We start from the raw sequence: 17,149 nt of genomic DNA on the forward strand, positions 1-17,149 counted from the left end.
TTGTCCTTTCCAGGGTTCCTACGGTCAGTAAGGGCGAACAGCCAGCAGCCGGGCGGAGACCGCCGCGAGCCAGCCGAAGAGGACACCGCAGCCGACGGCCATCCGGACGCTGAGGCTGTCCTGATCCGGCCAGGCCATCACGACCACCACCACGATGGCGCAGGCCAGCGACAGCGCGGCGGCACCGCGCTGCCCGCGCCGGGCGTACCGGCGGGCGAAGACCAGGCAGGCCGCGGTGAGCGACCAGAACGCGAGCATCGCGCCGACCCCGTGGCCGACCGCGTGCCAGCTCGCCGTCTCCGCCAGCCCTTCCGGCGCGCCGGCCGGCCAACCCATGCTCGGGTCGGCGACCAGCACCCCGCCGATGACCAGCCCGACGCCGAAGGCGGCCACCAGCCGTGGCCCCCAGGTGCCGGCGGGCCGGCCGCGCAGCACCCGGCGCATCCCGGCCGCGCCGGCGAGGGCGAGCAGCCCGCTCACCACGAACGTGGCGATCTGGATCCACCCGTGCTCGCCGAGAGCGAGCAGGCTGAGCGGCTGCCGGCTCAGGTCGAACCCGTCGCGGGTCAGCACCTGCGCGGTGGCCGACACCGCGAACACCGGCCCGGCGGCGATCCCGCCGGCCAGCAACACCCCCGTCGTACGCTGCGTGCCGGCGTCCGCCACTCCGGGCCGTACGGTCGTCGCCGTCGCCATCTCTGCCTCCTCGTCCTGCCGGCCCGTCGCCGGTGTGCCGCGCCGGTCGGTCCCGGCGGTCACTGACGCGTCGAGCGGCCCGACCGGGATTCGACATCGGGGCCGGATCTTTTTTCGCGAGGTTCGTCAGCGGGTCGGCGGGACCCCTCGGGCACAGTCGGCGGCCCGGTCACGCAGCAGCGTCCGTTCCCGCTCATTGCCGGTCAACTCGGCCGCGCGGGTGAACTCGGCGGCGGCCTCGTCGTAACGGCCGAGCTTGGCCAGCAGGTCCCCGATCACGGTGGGCAGCAGGTGGTAGCGGGCCAGGGCCGGCTCGTCGACCAGGGCGCGGGCCACCTCCAGGCCGGCGGCCGGGCCGTCGGCGAAGGAGACCGCCACCGCCCGGTTCAGCTCCACCACCGGCGACGGCGCGACCCGGGCCAGCTCCGCGTAGCTGGCCGCGATCCGCGTCCAGTCCGTCTCCCCGGGGGTACCCGCCCGCGCGTGGCAGGCCGCGATCTCCGCCTGGAGGGTGTACGGGCCGGCCTGGCCGTTGCCGGCGCGGGCCCGCTCCAGCGCGTCCAGCCCCCGGCGGATGAGCAGCCGGTCCCAGCGGCGTCGGTCCTGTTCCATCAGCAGCACCGGCTCGCCGTTGGCGTCGGTACGGGTCTGCGTCCGCGACGCCTGGATCTCCAGCAGCGCGGCCAGCCCGTGCACCTCGGGTTCGTCCGGCATCAGCCGTTGCAGCACCCGGGCCAGGCGCAGCGCGTCCTCGCAGAGCGCCGGGCGCATCCAGTCGTCCCCGGCGGTCGCCGCGTAACCCTCGTTGAAGATCAGGTAGATGACCTCCAGCACGCTGGCCAGCCGCTCCCCGCGCTCGGCCACGCCGGGCACCTCGAACGGCACCTTGGCGTCGGCGAGGGTCTTCTTGGCCCGGGTGATCCGCTGGGCCATGGTGGCCTCCGGCACCAGGAACGCTCGGGCGATCTCCTCGGTCTTCAGCCCGCCGAGCATCCGCAGGGTCAGCGCCGCCCGCGCCTGCGGGGTGAGCACCGGGTGGCAGGCGGTGAAGATCAGCCGGAGCAGGTCGTCGTCGATCCGTTCCTCGAAGGCCGCGTCGAAGTCCGGGGTGAACGTCTCGTTGCCCAGGCCGTGGCCAAGTTCGGCGACCTTGCGGTCCTGCACCTGCCGGCGGCGTATCCCGTCGATCGCGCGCCGCTTGCCGACCGCGGTCAGCCAGGCACCGGGGTTGGCCGGTACGCCGTCGCGGGGCCACTCCTCCAGCGCGGCGACCAGGGCGTCCTGGGCCAGTTCCTCGGCCCAGCCGACATCGCGCACCAGCGCCGCCAGGGCGGCGATCACCCGCCCGGACTCGATCCGCCACACCGCGTCGATCGCGCGGTTGACCTCGGTGACTCCCATGGGCGCATCAGACCAGGCCGGGTCGGCCCCGGGCAACGACCCCGGCGGTGGCGTACGTCGCTGTCACACCCGGCTCCTAGCCTCGGTCAGGTCCGAACTTCTTCCTGTGCCCGACGGAGGCAGCAAATGCTCGACCATCTCGGCATCCAGGTCCGTGACCTCGACGCCAGCATCTCGTTCTACGACGCGGTCCTCGCCACGCTCGACGCCCGGCGGATGCTGCAATATCCGGAGGCCGTCGGCTACGGCAGCGCCAAACCGGACTTCTGGCTCAGCCCGGCCCCCGGCGACGGCACCGGCCACGAGAGCCACATCGCGTTCACCGCGCCCGACCGGGCGGCGGTGCGGGCGTTCCACGACGCGGCGGTGGCCGCCGGTGCGGAGGTGCTGCACGCGCCCCGGGTCTGGCCGGAATACCACGCCACCTACTTCGGCGCGTTCGTCCGCGACCCGGACGGCAACAACGTCGAGGCGGTCTGCCACACACCCGAGTGAGCGCCGGTCAGCTCCAGACGGTGCGCCGGACGCCGCCGTGTGCCCCGCAGGCGCGGGGGCTGCCGCCGGCCAGGCTGACCTTCCCGTTCTCGCACTGCACCAGGTAGCCCCGGCCGTCCCAGAACCCGGGCACGCAGTCGAAGTGGTCGCAGACCTCACGGGGCGGCTTCCGGATCCGCTCGCCGCTGCAGAAGTCGTACCCCATCGGGTTGGCCGGGGCGCCGCAGCGCCGCTCGGGTTTCGGGCTGGCCCGGTGCGGCTTGGGTGAACCGGTGGCCCGTGGGGTTTTCGACGCGGCGGCGGCCGGTGCGGCGGCAGCGGCCAGTTCCGGGCCGGTCCGGTCCGAGGGGCCGGAGTTGGCCAACGCCAGCGGCACCATCACGGCGAGGGCGGCGGCGACCACGGCGGTCCGCCGGCCGCCGGGGATCAGCGCGGAAAGCCGGGCCTGACCGGGCGTGGCGATGCCCGGCCGGCTCGGCCGTAGCCGGGCGTGTTCCGCGATCAGCTCGTCGAGCTGGGTGATGACCGCCTGGCGCTGCTCGATGGCGTCGGCGAAGGCCAGGGTGAGCACGAACCGGAACTCGTGCGCGGCGTCGGCGCGCAGCAGCACCCCGGAGGTACGCCGCCGGTCCAGCACCTGGATCAGGGTCACCGGCGCGTGCGGGTCGTGCGCGAGCCCGGTCATCCGCCCGTACGCCCAGTCGCGCCGGCCCCGCCCGCCGAGCAGGACCAGCCGGCGGTTGGTGATCACCGCCATTCCGGCGTCGGCGACCCGGACCCCGTCGGGGCAGCGGGAACGCAGCCGGCTGGTCCGCTCGCCGACGGTCAGGTCGGGAGCGGGCAGGACGGCGGTGTGCCGCACCTCGACCAGCTGCGCGGCCGGCACCACCCGGAGCACCACCTCGTCGGGGGCGAGTTCCAGCGGGAGCCCGTCCCCCGCCCCGACCGAGCCGTGGCACTGCTCGGCGAGCGAACGCAGGCGGCGCAGTTCGTCGTCGCGTCGTCGCCAGGTGCCCTCGGCGCTGCGGAACAGCCGCAGCCGGCGCTCGTTCTGCCGGCGCGCCCACCGGTACCGCCATGTCGAACCCGTCGAACCCGTCGAATCAGTCCTTGCCACGCCGACTCCTTCGCCGCGCATGCCACCAACCGCAGGCCACCAAATGGGGTGTCACAGTGTTAACGGCTCCGGGCGCCACGATGGACACGGCCAGCACCGGGCGAATTACCCGATCGGTGGACCAATAAGGACGAGATGGTGGTTTTGCTGCGCCGACGATCGGCATCCCGGTATGGCCCTCAGGGCGACTCGACCGTGCTGATCCGGAACTTGTGGACCTCGGCGCCGACGAGCGCCACCCGCTGCTCCGGCTCCGGTCCGGAGCCGCGGAAGTCCAACAACTGCTCGTCGGACTCCCACCGCTCGTAGACGTTGATCCGCCCCGGCTCGATCAGGTCTGGGCTGATCGCGAAGTCGATGCAGCCGGGCGCCGACCGCGCCTGCCGGACGATCTCCTCGCAGGTGGCCAGGTAGTCGTCCCGCTCGGCCGGATCGACGTAGAGCGTGCCGGCGACGATCAACACAGCGGGACCTCCGAGAGTCAGGGCATCGACCTTGACAGTCATACCCCGTCACCGGCCCCGCCGGGCCCCATCGGCCCGGCGGGGTTGCCGTGATCGTTGGGCTCGGCAGCAGCCGAGCTGCCGACGATCGCAGGTCAGGCGCGGGTGATCGCGTTGGCGTGGATCGCCTCCGCCAGGTACCCGGCCAGCCCCGGTGCCATCGCCTCGTAGTGGGCGGTGAACCGCTCGTCGGCGACGTACATGTCGGCCAGCCCGGTGTGGATCTCGTACGAGCACTCGTAGAACCATCGGCTGATCTGCTGCCGGTGCTCCTCGGCCAACTCCATCGCCGCCGGGCCGTGCGCCGGCGCACCCGAGCCCATCAGCGCGACGATCCGCCGCCCCCAGTCCTCGTTCTCGGCCTTGATCCGCAGCCAGTCCTCCTTGGTGTGGCCCGCCACCCGCCGGTTGGACTCCTGGTACGCCGCACTGCCACCCCACCGCTGCTCCGCCTCCTCGGCGTGCGCCTCCGGGTCGAAGTCACCGAACACCTCGAAGCGCTCCTGCGGGGTCAGTCGGATGTTCAACTTGCTCGCCTCCATCGCGAACTCGATCGCCGCGACCATCTCCTGCAACCGCTTGATCCGCACCGTCAGCAGTTCGTGCTGCCGGCGCAGGTGCGCGCCCGGGTCGCTCGCCGGCTCATCGAGGATCACGGCGATCTCTTCCAGCGGGAACCCCAGCTCGCGGTAGTACCGGATCAGCTGCAACCGCTCCAGGTCCGCATCCTCGTAACGGCGATAGCCCGCCCCGGTGCGCCCGCTCGGCGACAGCAACCCGATCTCGTCGTAGTGGTGCAACGCCCGTACGGTCACCCCGGCGAGCTTGGCCACCTGACCCACCGTGTACGCCATGGTTCCCTCCCTTCCGGGAACCACGCTCCCGCCTGCCGTTACGTGAGGGTCAAGTCCGATTCTGCGACGCCGGTCACCTGCGGCGGGACGGGCTGGGCCAGGACGCTACGCAGTTCGGCCAGGGCGGCGGGGCGACCGTACCGGTAGCCCTGCCCCTGCACGCAGCCGATCGCGGCCACCGCGTCGTGCTGCCGGTCGGTCTCCACCCCCTCGGCCACCACACCCAGGTCGAACGCGCCGGCCAGCCGGGTGACCATCTCCACCGTCGCGTACGCCCGGGTGTCCTCGGAGATCCGGGCCACGAACGAACGGTCGATCTTCAACTCGGTGGCCGGAATCCGATGCAGGTAGCTCAGCGACGAGTACCCGGTGCCGAAGTCGTCGATGGCGATCCGGATGCCCAGCTCCCGCAGCTGACCGAGCCGGTCGAGGACCTCGTCGCTGCCCTCGATCAGCGCCGACTCGGTCAACTCCAGGGTCAGCGCCCGGGGTGCCAGCCCCGCCCCCGCGGTGGCCTCGGTGACCGTGGCGATCAAATCCGGCCGGCGCAGGTGCGCCGCGGCGATGTTCACCGCCACCGTCGCCGTCGGGACCCCGTCCTGCCAGGTGGCCGCCGCCCGGCACGCCTCGTGGATCACCCACCGGTCGATCGGCAGGATCAGCCCGGTCTCCTCGGCCAACGGCAGGAACCGGGCCGGGCTGAGCATGCCCAGCTGCGGGTGCCGCCACCGCACCAGCGCCTCCGCGCTGCGCACCGCCCCGGTGGCCAGGTCCACGATCGGCTGGAACTCCAGGTGCAGCTGCTCCTCGTCGACCGCCCGCCGCAGGTCGGCGATCAGCTCCGCCCGGCTCACCGCCGACTCCCGCAGCACCGGCGTGCACCGGCGGTACGCGGACTTGCCCGCCGCCTTCGCCGCGTACATGGCGATGTCGGCGTCGCGCAGCAGATCGGTGTACGTGATGTGCTGCGGGCCGTACTCGGCGATGCCGATGCTCGCCGACGGGTGCACCCCGACGACCTCCTCGCCGGCTGACGGTTGCAGCGCCGCCAGCAGCCGCTCCGCCAGCTGCTCCGGCGTGGCCGGGCGAGCACCGGTGACCAGCACGGCGAACTCGTCACCGCCGATCCGGGCGATCATCCCGTCGTCGGCCACCGCCCGGCGCATCCGCCGGGACAGACCGCTCAGCAGGGTGTCTCCGGTGCTGTGCCCGAACCGGTCGTTGACCTGCTTGAACCCGTCCAGGTCGAGAAGCAGCACGGCGACCGGCTTGGCCCCGCGCAGGGCGGTACGCAACCGGCGGGTGAACGCCAGCCGGTTGGGCAGCCCGGTGAGCTGGTCGACGTAGGCGAGCTGCCGCAGCCGGGCCACCAGCCGCAGGTTCTCGTTCGCCGCCAGCGCCTGTCGCAGCCCCAGCGCCGCGAGCAGCGCCATCATCGCCAGGAAGACGGGCAGCGGAGTGTGGCCGTGGGCGTCGCGGGCCAACATGGTCGCCACCACCGCCCCGCCCACCGGCACGTACGGCAACGCCACCCGCCACCACGGCGGCAACGGCGTCTCGCCCGCCTCGTCGCCGGGGTCGTAGTACGGCGGCGGGGACATCCGGGTCGCCAGACCGATCAGCAGGTAGCTCAACGGCCAGAGCACGTCGACCGGTGCACCGGCCTGGTAGGTGCCGGCGGCCACCAGGGACACGTACACCGCGTCGGCCACCACCCGGATGGACAGGCTCACCCCGAGCAGCGTGAGCGGGCGCCACACCGGCCGGCGCGGACCGATCACCGCGACCAGGATGGTCAGCTGCATCAGGTCGAACATCGGGTAGAACAGGCCAACGGTGCGCGACGGCTCGTCGAGGTCCGCCGTGACGACGTTACGGAAGATCAGCAGCCAGCCGACCGGGATCAGCGCCAACCCGACGATCAGCCCGTCGAGCAGGGTCCGGGCCCGGCCCACCACGGTGCGCGGCGCGGTGACCGAGCAGAGCAGCGCGCCGGTGCCGGTGAGCAGGCTGGCCGCGAAGATCAGCCCGATCGGCAGGGTGTGCGGCAGGCTGTCACCGATCAGCCGCTGCGAGGTCCACAGTGCCCGGCCGGCGAGGGCCAACGCCATCGTGGCCGCGAGCAGGAACCAGAACCGGCGCAGCGACGCCGGATGCCGGCGGGCCGCCCCGACGCAGGCCACCGCGACCCAACCCGCCACCGCGACCGCACCCAGGTCGCTGACCAGAGCCGCCGCGGGGAGTTCCAGCAGCAGCCAGAGAGCCTCGACGGCGACCACCACGCCCGCGCCGACCAGCCCCGCCCGACCGGCCCGTTCCGGCCCGGGCGGCCGCGCGGCAGCCTGCTCGACGTCCTTTCGCGACACAGTGATCGCTCCGGCTCTCTCTCGTACGCACCCTCGACGGCGAGGCCCGGTCCTGGCAAACCCCGAAAGCCTAGCCACGCGGGCAACCGCCCCGCCAGATCCGCCGGTACGGAGTCCGCAACCCGACGGCCATTCGTTGATCCGAATCCGTCACGGCAGCCCGCCGACGCCGGCCGGGGCACCGACGCGCACGGTCAGGCCCACGCCTCGTCGGGCTCGGGCTCGGGCGGCGGGGCACCGTCGGCGACCGCCGCCGGACCGACGTCGGGCGGGCCGCCGTGGGTCCACGGGGTCTCCTCCACCGCCGGGAACGCCCCGCTCGGCACGTACGCCTCGCTCAGCGTGGTGTAGCACAACCGTTGCCCCACCTCGGGCACGCTGCCCGGGGTGGCGGTCAGCCCCCGACCCATCCCGCCGGAGAGTTCCAGCACCACCTCGGTCTTGCCGTCGGCCGTCGGGGTGACGAAGACGACCCGGGCCTTCTGCCCAGGTCGGGCCGGGCTGCACAGGCTCGCGCCCACCGGCACCAGCACCGGCTCGGTGGTCACCAGCTGGATCCGCGGGCGCAGCACCGGCCGCCGGCCGCTGTCGTCCACCCGCGCCGGATCGGCCAGCACCACCTCGCCGACGAACGCCTCACCGGTCAGCCGGTACTCCGCCAGCACCAGCGGATCGTCGTAGGCGCGCTGCACCGCGTACGTCGCCGCGGCCCGCTCCAGGCGGTGCAGCCGGGCAGCCGCCGCCACGGCACCGTCGCGGCGCGGCTGCGGCGCACCACCCTCGTCGATGTGCTCGCTCTGGGCGGTGAAGGCGTCCCGGTCGCCGTCCCAGCGCCCGGCCACCCTGGCCCCCGGCGGCAGGGCGCGCAGCAACCCCAGGCCGCGCCACATCAGGTCCCAGGTGGGCGTCAGCTGGTCGCGCAGCAGCCGCTCCAGCCGCGCGTACGCCTCGACCCGGGCCGCCTCGTCGTCGCCGGCCGCGGCGTACGCCTCGACGGCCGGGGCGAGCAGCCGGTTGTCGAAGCCGGGATCGGTCGCCGGGCCGGCCGGCGGGCAGACCGACGGGTCCTCGGCCCGGGCCGCCGCCCCGGCACCGGTCAGCCCGGCCGGCGGGGCGATCCACCCGAGCAACGCCGGCAGGTGCAGGTCCTCCACCGCGCTCTGCCCGGTCGCCCAGTGCAGCGTCAACGCCTGCGTCATCGCCAGCAGTGCCGACGAGCCGGGATGTTCGGCCCGCTCGGCGAAGAAGGTCAGCCAGCGCCCCAGCAGCGGCACCTCCGGGGGCACCGGATACTCCCCGTCCACCCGACGGAACCGGGTGGACCGGCCCAGCAGGCGCAGGAACGTCACCCCGGCCGGGTTCGGCACCAGCAGCTGCGGCGCGTCGAGGTACCGGTACCGCACGTCCCGCCCCCGGTCCACGGCCACCGCCTCGGTGGCGCCCCGGTGCCCGGCCAGGTACGGCAGCACGGTCGCGGCCAGCTCGGCCGCGAACGCGAACCGCTGGTCCCGGTTACGCGGCTGCGGCACGATCAGCAGCCGGCCCTCGCCCGGCGCCGCGCCGACCATCGCGGCCAGCGGCGCGTTCGCCTCACCGGCCATCGCCAACGGCACCAGCACCAGCGGTCGCCTCGACAGGTGCAGGTGCCGAACGGTGGCCACCGGCTGGGCCGCCCCGGCCGCCACCGCCTGGGCCGCCGCCAACGCCCGCAACGTGCTCATGCCTTCCCTCCGCTGCGCTGCGGGTCGGCATTTTCCCGGCGCTGATGATTCGCTCGCCGCGGCTCGCTCACGCCTTCCCTCCGCTGCGCTGCGGGTCGGCACTTTCCCGGCGCTGATGATTCGCTCGCTGCGGCTCGCTCATGCCGGCACTCCGCCAAGGGCGTCGGCGCGTAGGCGGGCGGCGGCGCGTAGCAGCGCCGCGGCCTGCGCCCGCTCCGGGTCGGCGACGCGTTCACCCCCGGCGAGCGCCAGCACCTCGGCCACGTCGGTGATCCCGCCGAGCGCCTCGCGGACCGGGCGGCCGAGCGTGCCGGTCTGCCCGCGCGCCTCGTGCCGGCAGAAGTACGCCAGCTCGCAGCTGGCCAGGCAGTCCGGGGCGTAGCGGGCCGGCACCTGGGACAGCGAGCCGACCAGGGTGGCCGGGTCGGCGGCCGGGTCGGCGGTGAAGTCGGCCGGTACGGCGGCGAGCAGCGTGTCGAGCCGGGCCATCCGGTCCAGCTGTCGCCGCACCACCAGCAGCTGCTTGCGGACGTCGAGCAGGTGCGCCACCGGCTGGTTGGCGAAGTCGCGCGGGCAGACCAGCACCACCTCGTGCGACACCAGCTGCGGATCGTGCCCGTACGCCGCGAGCAGCTCCCGCAGGGCCAGCACGTACACCGCGGACTGGACCGCCGCGGCGGCCAGCTTGGCCGGGTCGGCCTGCCCGTCGATCACCGGAAACGACTTGATCTCCACGACGTGGAACCGGCCGCCCAGCCGGGCGGCCACCAGGTCCGGCTCCAGGTGCACCCGCCGCCCGGCGACCTCCAGCCCGAGCAACGGATGGTCGAACAGCGCGGCTGCCGGCTCACCGGTGCCGCCATCCTCGGACGCGGCAGCACCGGACGCGCCGGCGACATCGGGCGCGCCGGCGACATCGGGCGCGGCCGCAACGTCGGGCGCGGCGGGCGCGGCGGCAACATCGGGTGCGGCGAACACGGCAGCGGCGGAACCGGCGGTGGGTAGGGCGGCGGCGAGGAGAGCGGCCGAGCGCCGCTCGCGGCCGGCCGGGTCGTCGCCGTGGCCGAGGTCCGTCCAGCTTGCCGTCGCCGGCACCGGTACGCCCAACCGCTCCGCGACCAGCCGCAGCAGCTCGGTACCGCCGTCGGCCTTCACCTGCGCCTCGAACGCGTTGCCCCGGGTGATGGCGAACCGGGACTGCCCGAACCCGGCGGGGAAACCGATCCGCTCGGCCAGCAACGGCTTGTCCACCCCGGCGCCGTCCAGGACCGCCCGGCGGGTGCAGCCCGGGTTGCCGGTCAGCGCCGCGATCGTCCGGGCGTTGTGCCGGCGCGGCGGCACACCGCCCCGGATCGTGGCCAGTCGCTCCTCGCTGCTCGTCACGACACGCCACGATAGTCGCGCCCGCACACCGGCACCCGTGTCAGCGCCGAGCCGCCGGCGTCCGTCATCGTGCTGTCATGGCGAGGTATCAGCCAGTAGCCACCTTCTCCACCGGCCCTGCGCTGCGGGCGCGGCGGAGCAGCACGGCGGTGACGACCGTCGAGCACGCCAGCACCGCCGCCATCGACCACAGCACGGTCCGCAGCCCGCCGGTGAAACCCGGGTCGGCGAGCCGGCCCCCGGTAGTGCTGGCCAGCACCGCACCGACCACCGCGATGGCGATGGTCTCGCTGGCCAACCGGGCAGTGTTGATCATCCCGGCACCAGTGGCGGCCCGGTGCGGTGCGACGCTGCCGATGGCCAGGGCGTCCAGCAGACCGATGGAGAGCCCGATCCCGACACCGATGGTCAGCAACGGCCCGGCCAGCGCGGCGGTGCTGCTGGTCGGGGCGAGCACGGTGGCCCAGGCCGCGCCGACCGCGACCGTTGCCACCGACACGACGATCACCAGTGACGCCGGCATCACCCGGGTCAGCACGCCACTGAGCAGCGGGAACACCACGGTGGGGGCGGTGAGCAGGATCAGCGTGGCACCGGCCGCGCCGGAGGACAGCCCGACCACCGTGGTGAGGTACGACGGCAGGTAGACCAGCAGCGGCACGAGCACGGAGATGATGGTGGCCGCCGCCAGGCAGATGCCGAGGAACTGAGGGTTCGCCAGCAGGGCCAGGTCGAACATCGGGTCGACCCGGCGCCGTTGCACCCTGACGAAGAAGACCAGCAGCGCGGCGGCGGTGGCGAACGCGGCGATGATCCGCGGGTCGGCCCAGCCGAATTCGGGGCCCTGCACGAAACCGAAGATGAGCAGCAGCAGCCCCGCCGTGAACGACGCCGTGCCGACCCAGTCGACCCGGCCCGCCTGCGACGGGCGGGACTCGGGCAGCAGCGGCACCAGGGCCAGCACCAGCAGCGCGGCGACGGCCGGCGCGGCGAAGACCGCCCGCCAACTGAAGGTGTCGATGAGCAGCCCGGCGATCGAGGGGCCGAAGGCCAGCCCGACACCGATCGTCGTACCGAAGACGCTGAAGGCGCGGGTCCGGGCCGCGCCGTGGAAGGTTCCGGCGAGGATCGCGGCGGCGCTGGTCGCGGCGGCGGCCGCGCCGACACCGGCCAGCGCGCGTACGACGTCGAGCAGCAGGATGTCGTCGGCGACCGCGGCGAGCAGCCCGGCCCCGGCGAAGATCGCGACCCCGGTGGCGAAGACCCGGCGCCGGCCGAACAGGTCGGCCAGCGCCCCGGTGGCGAGCATGAAGCTGGCGAAGGTGGCGTTGTAACCGTTGATCACCCACTGCACCCCGGCCAGCCCGGCGTCGAGGTCCCGGCCGATGTCCGGCAACGCGACCGAGGCGCCGGTCAGCGAGACCGGCAGTGAAAGGGTGGACAGCAGGACGACGACCAGCACGATCGCCGGGTGGTTGCGCAAAGAGTCTCCCTGTTCCGACAGCCGTCCCAGGGTAGTTGCGCAGGTGGCGGCCCGGCATGAGGGCTCCACGACATTACTGATCAACGAACGGCGAGGTCATTTACGTCCGTGCCCGCAGTCGCGGCGAATGGCTCAACCGGCCCGCCTGAAGCTTCCGCCCTGCGGGGCCTGGCCGCGGCCATCGGGTGACCACGGTCAGGCTCCGCAGGTTGGGCTCAGCTGGCCGCGCCGGCGGCGGCCTCCTCCGGCAGCCAGATCGGCTGCCAGTCCGGCACCTCGTGGAAGCGACGCAGCTCGGCCAGCCCGGCGACCGACCCGGACCAGGCCGCGTACGGCGGGTTCTGCGTGTCGAAGCCGCTCTGCACGAAGGTGAGCTTCGTCTTCCCCTCGGACTCGGCCAGCTCCCAGTTGGTCACCCCGGACGGTCCCCAGTCGACCGACATCCGCCGGCCCGGCTCCAGGTCGACCACCTTGGCGGCGTACCCGCTCTCGAAGCCGCCCATGGCGTACCGGCCGCCGACCCAGGGCTCGATGCCGATCGGGTAGCCGAACCAGGTGCTGGCCTGCTCGGAGTCGGTCAGTGACTCCCAGACCTTGTCGGCCGGGGCGGCGATGACCAGCTCGCCGCGGAACTCGGTGCTGGTGAAGTCCGTCTTGGGCAGCAGCGGGCGGCCCTCCAGGTGGGCGGCGAGGTTGGCGATCGCCAGACTCCAGTAGGTCTGCAGGACGCCCCGGATGCTGGTGCCGTTGACCACGTCGGCGAAGTCGAAGTGGGACTGCGACAGGGTCAGCACGGTGCCGTCCGGCCCGTCCGGGCGCAGGGCGATCTCGGTGGTGGTCTCCACGCCGTCGAGCAGCCAGGCGAACCGCAGCCGGTCGTCGTCGGCGTGCAGCAGCCGCTGGTGCGCGGCGTCGCCCTCGGGCGTGTAGCGGCCCCAGAACTCGTACCGCTTGGGCAGGTCGACCTCGGCGTACTCGGCCAGCCAGACGCGCAGCTCGGCCGGGTCGGTCAGGGCCCGGCGCACCAGCGTGATCGGCGCGGCGAGTCGAGCGGCGAGGGTCATCGGTTCAGTCACGGTCGGTCCCCTTCGGGTAGCAGGCCACGGCGAGCTTGAAGGCGTCACCTTCGGCGCCGCCGTAGCGCGTGAACAGGTCCTGCAGCGCGGACTGCAGGTCGTGCAGGAACTCCTGCCGGCGCTCGGCCGGCACTCGGATCTCGCCGGAGACCCCGATCGAGGGCAGCTCCGGGGCGGTGCGGTCCAGGGCGGCGACGTCGGCCTGGACCTCTTCCATCAGGTCGAGCAGGTAGCCCAGGCTCAGCTCGTCGCGAGCCCGGCGCAGCCCGATCCGCCCGACCAGGCGGGGCGACAGCCAGTACGACCGCGCCACGGCCTGGTAGATGCCCTCGGTGATGCCGCGAACCTTGCGCTGGTCGACCTGCTCGACCAGCCCGGCCGCGACCAGCTGCTTGACGTGGTAGTAGACGCGCTGTGGCGTCTGCTCCAGTCGGGCCGCCACCTCAGTGCAGGTGCGTGGCTCGGCCAGTTGCCGCAGGATCTCGACACGCTGCGGCTTGAGCAGCACCTCGGCCTGCTCGATCTGCTCCAGGTACAGGACATCTCTCATGGCAAAAATGAGTTTGTACGTACAAAATCTGTTTGTCAATAGGAACCACGGAGGCCGCGCCGACGGATCCGGCGCGGCCTCGGTCAGTTCGTCAGGGCAGCCAGTCCGGGCGCAGCGGATAGCCGCTCGCCGCATCCGGGCCGTTGCGCGTCGCCAGCACCTGATGCAGCTGGATGCCGTTGCGCTCGAACGCCAGCCGCGACCCGGCCATGTAGAGCCCCCACACCCGGGCCGTGCCCGCCCCCACCTCGGAGACGCAGAAGTCCCAGTGCTCCACCAGGTTGCGGCACCAGGCGGCGAGGGTCAGCGCGTAGTGCTGGCGCAGGTTCTCCTCGTGGTGCACCTCCAGCCCCACGTCGTGCAGCTCGCTGATCACCCGGCCCGGCCCGGCCAGCTCGCCGTCCGGGAAGACGTACCGGTCGATGAACGCGCCCGAGCGGTGCGGCGCCCGATTGTCCGCCCGGGTGATGCAGTGGTTGAGCAGCCGCCCCTCCGGACGCAGCCGATCGCGCAGGAACCCGAAGTAGGCCGGGTAGTTGCGCACCCCGATGTGCTCGGTCAGCCCGATCGAGGAGACCGCGTCGAACTGCTCCCGGGGCGCGTCGCGGTAGTCGAGGTGCCGCACCTCGGCCAGCCCGGTCAGCCCCTCGCGTTCGATCGCCGCCTGCGCCCACTGCGCCTGCGCCCGGGACAGGGTCACGCCGAGCGCCTTGACGCCGTACTCCCGGGCCGCGTGCCGGACCATGCCACCCCAGCCGCAGCCCACGTCCAGCAGCCGCATCCCGGCCCGCAGCGCGAGCTTGCCCGCGACCAGGTCGTACTTGCTGGCCTGGGCCTGCTCCAGGGTGTCGTCCGGGCTGCGGAACACCGCGCAGGTGTACGTCATCGACGGGCCGAGCACCTTCTCGTAGAAGGCGTTCGACACGTCGTAGTGGTGCGAGATGGCACTGCTGTCGCGGAAGCGCGAGTGCCGCAGCCCGCCCACGATCCGCTTCCAGCGCGGCACCGCCTCCTGCGGCGGCGCCGGCGGCGGCATCAGCCGCTCCCAGCCCAACCCCCGCACCAGCGCCAGCCCCTCGGCCAACGCCGGCGTCCGCAGCCGCAGCTCGTCCTTGAGCACCCGCAACGCCTCGTACGGGTCGCCCGGGTGCACGCCCTCCAGGGCCAGGTCACCGCTGACGTACGCCCGCGCCATGCCCAGGTCACCCGGGGCGGTGAGCAGGTACGACAGCCCTCGTTCGGATCGGATCGACAGGGTGATGCCGGCGTCGGCCGGGCCGATGGCGCTGCCGTCGTACGCGGTGACGCGCACCGGCAGCGGGCCGGCGGTCAACGTACGGACGACGTCCGCCACGGTCGGCCCACGCCGCCGGCCCCCCGGGGGCGGCGTGGCGGGAGCGCCGGCCGCTCCCTGGTCTCGGTCGGTCAGGCTCATGCGCGTGCTACCGCCTTCTCGTACAGTCCGGTGAGCCGATGCTCCGGGTCGTACCGGTCTCGTACGGCGCGCCACGTGTCGCCGCCGTAGAGCCGGTCGAACGAATCCCGGTCGTAGTACGCGTCGGAGTAGAGCGACTTGTGCCCGCCCGCCTCCGACACCGCGCGCTCGATCTCCCGGTTGACGTCGCCGTCGGCGGCGCCCCCGGTGATCGGCACGCTCCCCCAGAACCCGATGTTGACGTAGCCCTGCCCCGGCCGCAGCGGATACAGCGGCCAGGACCGGGCCGATCCCGCACCGGCCGGCTCGCGCAGCCGCAGCGGGCACAACCACACCGGCGTCATCCCCACCCGCCGGGCGAACCAGTGCAGGAACTCCGCGGTGCGCTCCAGCGGGACCTCCACGTCCTGCACGACCCGCTCCCGGGCCGGCTGGCCACGCCACCGGTCGATCCGGGCGGCCACCTGGTGCCGGTGCTCCAGTCGCACGATGCGGTGATAGACGTCGCTGCGTCGCCACCGCGCCGGCCACAACCGCCGCACCACCGGGTGCTGCACGCCGAACGCCGCCGAGCACCAGAACCAGTCGGTGTCCCAACGCCACAGGTAGTCGTACGTGGTCAGCGCGTCGTGCTGGCGGCGGCGCAGCGAGCGGTAGTAGATGTCCTGGCCGGTGTAGTCGGAGACCGCCGACGCGTCGTCGGTGAAGGTCGCCAGCACGAGATACGCCTCGTCGGGGCTGAACATCACCCCGTCCATCGCGTCGACGCCCTCGCCGGCCCAGGAACGGGTGGCGGTGATCTCACCGATCGCATCGGTCAGCTCGGTCAGGTCGGTGAACCGCAGGTTGCGCAGCGCCACGTGACGGCGGACCGGTTGCAGCTCGATGCGCAGCCGGGTGGCGTAGCCGAGGCTGCCCAGCGAGTTGGGGAACGCGGCGAACAGGTCGGCGTGCTCGCCGTCGGGCCGGGCGGTGACCACCTCGCCGGCACCGGTGAGCACGTCCAGCTCGGTCACCGACTCGTGCGGCAGGCCGTTGCGGAACGAGGTCGACTCGATGCCCAGCCCGGTGACCGCCCCGCCCAGGGTGATGGTGCGCAGCTGCGGCACCACCAGCGGCATCAGGCCGTGCGGCAGGGTCGCGTCGACCAGCCGTTCGTAGGTGCACATGCCCTGCACGTCGGCGGTGCGGGCGACCGGGTCGACGCCCAGCACCCCACCGAGCCCGCTGACGTCCAGCCCGGTGGTGCGGGGGGCGTTGCGCGGGCGGAACAGGTTGGAGGTGCGCTTGGCCAGCCGCACCGGCTGGTCGGGTGGCATCGCTGCGTACGACCGTCGCAGCTGGGCCACCGCCAGGTCATGATCACGCACAGCGCGCATGGGCTCACTTTACGCGCCACCGGTGACACTGGCGGGATGTCCACGGGAGACGTTTCGCGCCCCGGACTGGCGTGGCGGTCCGATTAGTCTGGAGGCCATGCCGAAAGCCGTTTGGAACGACCTGGTCGTGGCCGAGAGCGACGACACCGTGGTGGTGGAGGGAAATCACTACTTCCCCCGGGCCGCCCTGCGCGACGACCTGATCCGCGCCTCCGACACCAACACCTTCTGCCCGTGGAAGGGCACCGCCTCCTACTACAGCCTCGAACACGACGGCCGGACCAGCCACGACGCGGTCTGGTACTACCCCGACCCCAAGCCGGAGGCGGAGATGGTCCGCGACCGGGTGGCCTTCTGGAAGGACGTCCGGGTCGTCGACTGAGTCACCGCCACCGGGGGCGGCTGGCCGACGCCGGCCGGCGTGGGCCAGGATGCCGGCATGTCGGAAATCGATGGATTGGGCACCGTCTACGGCACCCGCCGCCCCGGGCTGCCCCGCGACCCGCTGATGCGGATGGCACTGGCGGTCGGGCTGGTCGGCGTACTGCTCGGGGTGCTGTTCGGCACCGGCGTGCTCGGCGGCGGCGACCCGACGCCGGCACCGACCGTGGCCGCGGCCGCGGGCAGCCCGACGCCGGCCGAGCCGAGCCCGACCGAGGCGGAACCGCCGCCCACCACGGAGGCCCCCGA

The 17,149-nt window shown here is 73.3% G+C and carries 15 protein-coding genes and 1 pseudogene; 3 read left to right on the forward strand and 13 right to left on the reverse strand.

Annotated elements, in window-relative coordinates:
- Window positions 1–24: 24 nt before the first annotated feature.
- Both C1I95_RS07370 and C1I95_RS07375 read right to left on the reverse strand, forming a co-directional pair.
- Window positions 25–696, reverse strand: coding sequence for a DUF998 domain-containing protein (locus tag C1I95_RS07370; protein WP_111213033.1), 672 nt, complete (start codon window positions 694–696; stop codon window positions 25–27).
- Between the two features lie 126 nt (window positions 697–822).
- Window positions 823–2,097 (reverse strand): RNA polymerase sigma factor, encoded by a 1,275-nt coding sequence (locus C1I95_RS07375; RefSeq protein WP_111213019.1) that lies wholly within the window; start codon window positions 2,095–2,097, stop codon window positions 823–825.
- 126 nt (window positions 2,098–2,223) lie between these two features.
- Between C1I95_RS07375 and C1I95_RS07380 the strand changes: the two genes are divergently transcribed.
- Window positions 2,224–2,592, forward strand: coding sequence for a VOC family protein (locus tag C1I95_RS07380; RefSeq protein WP_111213020.1), 369 nt, complete (start codon window positions 2,224–2,226; stop codon window positions 2,590–2,592).
- A gap of 7 nt (window positions 2,593–2,599) precedes the next feature.
- On the opposite strand, the gene C1I95_RS07385 is transcribed toward C1I95_RS07380, so the two are convergent.
- From C1I95_RS07385 to C1I95_RS07435, 11 genes are all read right to left on the reverse strand, one after another.
- Window positions 2,600–3,730 carry a hypothetical protein gene (locus tag C1I95_RS07385; RefSeq protein ID WP_111213021.1) on the reverse strand — a complete coding sequence of 377 codons (1,131 nt, stop codon included), beginning with the start codon at window positions 3,728–3,730 and terminating at the stop codon, window positions 2,600–2,602.
- Between the two features lie 158 nt (window positions 3,731–3,888).
- Window positions 3,889–4,173 carry a putative quinol monooxygenase gene (locus C1I95_RS07390; RefSeq protein WP_111213022.1) on the reverse strand — a complete coding sequence of 95 codons (285 nt, stop codon included), beginning with the start codon at window positions 4,171–4,173 and terminating at the stop codon, window positions 3,889–3,891.
- 134 nt (window positions 4,174–4,307) lie between these two features.
- Entirely contained in the window at window positions 4,308–5,066 is a 759-nt protein-coding gene (locus C1I95_RS07395) for a MerR family transcriptional regulator (RefSeq protein ID WP_111213023.1), read from the reverse strand.
- A gap of 38 nt (window positions 5,067–5,104) precedes the next feature.
- Complete coding sequence (locus C1I95_RS07400) at window positions 5,105–7,432, reverse strand: putative bifunctional diguanylate cyclase/phosphodiesterase (protein ID WP_199523641.1); 2,328 nt, start codon at window positions 7,430–7,432, stop codon at window positions 5,105–5,107.
- 194 nt (window positions 7,433–7,626) lie between these two features.
- Entirely contained in the window at window positions 7,627–9,153 is a 1,527-nt protein-coding gene (locus tag C1I95_RS07405; protein ID WP_233513414.1) for a hypothetical protein, read from the reverse strand.
- A 138-nt stretch (window positions 9,154–9,291) separates the two neighbouring features.
- Entirely contained in the window at window positions 9,292–10,536 is a 1,245-nt protein-coding gene (locus C1I95_RS07410) for a hypothetical protein (RefSeq protein ID WP_111213024.1), read from the reverse strand.
- An 88-nt stretch (window positions 10,537–10,624) separates the two neighbouring features.
- Window positions 10,625–12,019 carry an MFS transporter gene (locus tag C1I95_RS07415; RefSeq protein ID WP_111213025.1) on the reverse strand — a complete coding sequence of 465 codons (1,395 nt, stop codon included), beginning with the start codon at window positions 12,017–12,019 and terminating at the stop codon, window positions 10,625–10,627.
- A gap of 215 nt (window positions 12,020–12,234) precedes the next feature.
- Complete coding sequence (locus tag C1I95_RS07420; RefSeq protein ID WP_111213026.1) at window positions 12,235–13,095, reverse strand: SRPBCC family protein; 861 nt, start codon at window positions 13,093–13,095, stop codon at window positions 12,235–12,237.
- The gene (locus C1I95_RS07425; RefSeq protein ID WP_111213027.1) at window positions 13,088–13,645 is read right to left on the reverse strand and encodes a winged helix-turn-helix domain-containing protein; all 558 of its coding nucleotides are present in this window, start codon (window positions 13,643–13,645) and stop codon (window positions 13,088–13,090) included. Before C1I95_RS07425 ends, C1I95_RS07420 begins: the two co-directional genes overlap by 8 nt.
- Window positions 13,646–13,736: 91 nt before the next feature.
- Window positions 13,737–15,080, reverse strand: a complete 1,344-nt coding sequence (locus tag C1I95_RS07430) for a class I SAM-dependent methyltransferase (RefSeq protein WP_111213028.1) — start codon at window positions 15,078–15,080, stop codon at window positions 13,737–13,739.
- Window positions 15,077–16,459: an FAD-binding oxidoreductase gene (locus C1I95_RS07435; RefSeq protein WP_111213029.1), complete on the reverse strand. Its 1,383-nt coding sequence runs from the start codon at window positions 16,457–16,459 to the stop codon at window positions 15,077–15,079. The genes C1I95_RS07430 and C1I95_RS07435 overlap by 4 nt, the downstream gene beginning before the upstream one ends.
- Window positions 16,460–16,556: 97 nt before the next feature.
- On the opposite strand from C1I95_RS07435, the gene C1I95_RS07440 reads away from it, so the two are divergent.
- Together C1I95_RS07440 and C1I95_RS07445 are read left to right on the forward strand one after the other, a co-directional pair.
- Complete coding sequence (locus C1I95_RS07440; RefSeq protein WP_111213030.1) at window positions 16,557–16,841, forward strand: DUF427 domain-containing protein; 285 nt, start codon at window positions 16,557–16,559, stop codon at window positions 16,839–16,841.
- 57 nt (window positions 16,842–16,898) lie between these two features.
- A pseudogene (locus C1I95_RS07445) lies at window positions 16,899–17,149 on the forward strand (RICIN domain-containing protein); the annotation flags it as partial.

Origin of the sequence: Micromonospora craterilacus (assembly GCF_003236315.1) — a bacterium.
GTDB lineage: Bacteria > Actinomycetota > Actinomycetes > Mycobacteriales > Micromonosporaceae > Micromonospora > Micromonospora craterilacus.

Coding starts and splice junctions, on each gene's coding strand:
- C1I95_RS07370 (WP_111213033.1), bottom strand. CDS start 696: ATGGCGACGGCGACGACCGTACGGCCCGGAGTGGCGGACGCCGGCACG.
- C1I95_RS07430 (WP_111213028.1), bottom strand. CDS start 15,080: ATGAGCCTGACCGACCGAGACCAGGGAGCGGCCGGCGCTCCCGCCACG.
- C1I95_RS07405 (WP_233513414.1), bottom strand. CDS start 9,153: ATGAGCACGTTGCGGGCGTTGGCGGCGGCCCAGGCGGTGGCGGCCGGG.
- C1I95_RS07395 (WP_111213023.1), bottom strand. CDS start 5,066: ATGGCGTACACGGTGGGTCAGGTGGCCAAGCTCGCCGGGGTGACCGTA.
- C1I95_RS07375 (WP_111213019.1), bottom strand. CDS start 2,097: ATGGGAGTCACCGAGGTCAACCGCGCGATCGACGCGGTGTGGCGGATC.
- C1I95_RS07435 (WP_111213029.1), bottom strand. CDS start 16,459: ATGCGCGCTGTGCGTGATCATGACCTGGCGGTGGCCCAGCTGCGACGG.
- C1I95_RS07385 (WP_111213021.1), bottom strand. CDS start 3,730: ATGCGCGGCGAAGGAGTCGGCGTGGCAAGGACTGATTCGACGGGTTCG.
- C1I95_RS07440 (WP_111213030.1), top strand. CDS start 16,557: ATGCCGAAAGCCGTTTGGAACGACCTGGTCGTGGCCGAGAGCGACGAC.
- C1I95_RS07380 (WP_111213020.1), top strand. CDS start 2,224: ATGCTCGACCATCTCGGCATCCAGGTCCGTGACCTCGACGCCAGCATC.
- C1I95_RS07425 (WP_111213027.1), bottom strand. CDS start 13,645: ATGAGAGATGTCCTGTACCTGGAGCAGATCGAGCAGGCCGAGGTGCTG.